The sequence below is a fragment of the Leisingera sp. F5 genome (genome assembly GCF_001593695.1).
On record NZ_LUKH01000365.1, the window covers coordinates 1 to 2,694 of the forward strand.

General features: G+C 62.3%; 3 protein-coding genes. 2 read left to right on the forward strand and 1 reads right to left on the reverse strand.

Going from position 1 to position 2,694, the window contains the following annotated elements; translation table 11 throughout:
* Window positions 1-375 (forward strand): amidohydrolase family protein (locus tag A2I95_RS30355; RefSeq protein ID WP_291735855.1); only part of this gene is annotated, 375 nt, incomplete at its 5' end.
* A 78-nt stretch (window positions 376-453) separates the two neighbouring features.
* On the opposite strand, the gene A2I95_RS30360 is transcribed toward A2I95_RS30355, so the two are convergent.
* Complete coding sequence (locus tag A2I95_RS30360; RefSeq protein ID WP_291735858.1) at window positions 454-1,788, reverse strand: uroporphyrinogen decarboxylase family protein; 1,335 nt, start codon at window positions 1,786-1,788, stop codon at window positions 454-456.
* A 124-nt stretch (window positions 1,789-1,912) separates the two neighbouring features.
* Between A2I95_RS30360 and A2I95_RS30365 the strand changes: the two genes are divergently transcribed.
* Window positions 1,913-2,694, forward strand: a 782-nt coding sequence (locus tag A2I95_RS30365; protein WP_291735860.1) for a PLP-dependent aminotransferase family protein, incomplete at its 3' end; no start/stop codon positions are given.

Below are 2,694 nucleotides of genomic sequence, written 5' to 3' on the forward strand. Positions count from 1 at the left end.
GGCCTGCGCAGCCGCGGCATTACCAATGCAATTGCCACCGACATCGGCGCCGGCACCAGCTATTCGATGCTGCAGACCCTGAACGAAGGCTACAAGGTCCTGCAGCTGCAGAACCAGAAACTGCATCCCTTGCGCGCCTTCCACTGGATTACACGCGGCAATGCGGTGGCGCTTGGGCTGGCGGACAAAATCGGCACGCTGGACGCCGGCACCGAGGCCGACATCGTGGTGCTCGATTCCCGCGCCACCCCGGCGATGGATCTGCGGATGCAGCGGGCCGAAACCCTGTCCGAGGAGCTGTTCATCCTGCAGACCCTGGGCGACGACCGCTCCATCGCGCAGACCTATGCGGCTGGCAAACCGATGAAGGTCTGAGGCCCCGTTGAAAAAAGACCGGCCCAAAGGCCGGTCCATAGCTGCCGGACAGAGGCGTCCCGGCAGGGAGTGAAACCTTCAGGAACGGCGCTGGACCGGCTCCGCGCCATAAACTTCCTCAAGTATAATCTCGACTAGATCGAACTCTGTGTGCAGGTTGACGTCCTCGAAATAGATGTGGCTCGGCCAGGCCTGGCCGACGTGGTTGTCCTCGGGCAGATCCACATGGGCGCAGACGTTGCGGATGGCCGCCACATGGGTACGGGCCATCCCGCGGGTTTCTGCCTTGGCGGCGTCCAGATCCTCGATGCTGTTGCGGTCGATCTGCGGCGAGCCGATGCCCGAGGTCAGCGGCATGTTGCGCTCGATCGCCTGCTGTTCGTAGAACGAGATATCCACCAGATCCGCGGCCAGCCGCATGATGAAGACAGGGTTCGCGCTGACCTTGGCGTCGGTCAGTGCCAGCAGCGCCGGGTTTTCCGACGGCGCCAGTTCGGGGGCTGCTGCGGCGTCGGCTGATGTGCCGCCGCGGCGGCGCGATCTACGGTCTTTCTTCTTGGCCAGGGTCACGTGGTCGCCGCGATAGTTGTTGTCAAACACCCGGTTCGCATAAGGCTTGTCGCGCAGCATGTGGCGGATCGAACGGATCGACATGTTCTTGCAGTTTTCCGGCCCGATGAAGAAGGGCGAGCCGGAGGCGTCTGACAGCTCGACCCAGCCGTTCGGGAAAGTGGCGATATGGTGGTCCATCCAGGGACCCAAAACCGTGTCGCCCAGGTGATCCAGCAGCGCATTCACCTCATCCGGATCATTCACCACGTCGCCAAGCAGCGGTTCCTGCCCATAGATGTCGGCAGCCAGACTGTAAGGCGCAGTGATCTGCAGCAGCGGCGGCAGGCCGGTCAGCTCTTCATGCACCCGCAGGATATTGGTGATTGTCAACGGCACGCCGGTGGTAAAGTCCGGGGTCTGGAGGCCGCGCCAGTTTTCCTTGTTGATCAGGATGTTATCGGGATCGGCGCCCGGCGGGTATTTGTCCGGGTACATCATGGTCTGGCCCAGCGGCTCGCAGGACCAGGCATAAAGCGCCCAGGTGATATAGAATTTGTTCACCCCCAACAGGCGGCTGACCGCAAGATTGACGCGGACATAGCGGTAGGGGTCCTCGTGGTAATATTCGCGGGTTTCGATGCCGTAGAGATCATTCAGCACCGCCAGCGCCAGCATATGGACCGAGGCCACGCTATTGACGCGGTTGGGGTCGGCTTTCTGCCCGAAGTTGGCATCGAAACCACCGGCGATGGCGGTGTCGAACACCCGTTTCATTTCTGCCTTGGCTTCGGCGCCGCCTGCCTGCCAGGCCCGCAGCAGGTCCAGCCCCTTGGGGAATGCATAATCTTCAATTCTGGTCATGGATCGGTCTCAAACCTTGGTGAACCCACGGCGCACAGCGGGCGCCCATTGGGATAGAGGATACCCAATAGTGGGCATATCAAATATACCCGTTAATGATTTAACTATAGGCCCACTTTGAGCTATGCCAAAATCCCCCGGCGGCGCGCTGCTGCAAGGTTTCACAATCGAACGCGACTCTTCGGTGCCGATCTACCGGCAGCTGGATGCCTCCTTGCGGCGGCTGATCCTGGACGGCTCGCTGGCGCCGGGGCAAAAGCTGCCCTCGACCCGCGAGCTGGCGCAGGAGCTGGGGATTTCGCGGATCACGGTGAAGAACGTCTATGAACAGATCATCGCCGAGGGCTATGCCCAGGCCCAGACCGGGGCCGGCACCTTTGTGGCCGACGGGCTGGACACCGAAGCGTTTCCGCAGATCCGCACGGCGCGGCGCAAGGACAAACCGTCGGTGATCGAAATTTCCGGGCGGGCGCGGACCATTGCGGCGTCCAAATCGGTGGCGCGTTATGGTGAGACAGCGCCATTCCGGCCCGGCGTGCCGGCGCTGGATCAGTTTCCGGTCAAGCTGTGGAACAAATACATGGCCGAGGCGATGGCGCGGGATGCACGCCGCAGTCTGAGCTACGGGCAGGTGAACGGCAATGCGGCCCTGCGCAAAGCGATTGCCCGGCATCTGGCCGATGCCCGCGGCATGAAGGTGGATTCGGAGCGGGTGATCATCACGTCGGGCGCCCAGCAGGCTTTTGTTCTGATTGCCTTTGTGCTGCTGAATCAGGGGGATACGGTCTGGTACGAGAACCCCGGCCATATCGCCGGGCGCGACGTGATGCAGATCATGGGCGCCAATGTGGCCGCGGTGCCGGTGGATGGCGAGGGGCTGGACCTGGATCATGCGATCCGCCGCCA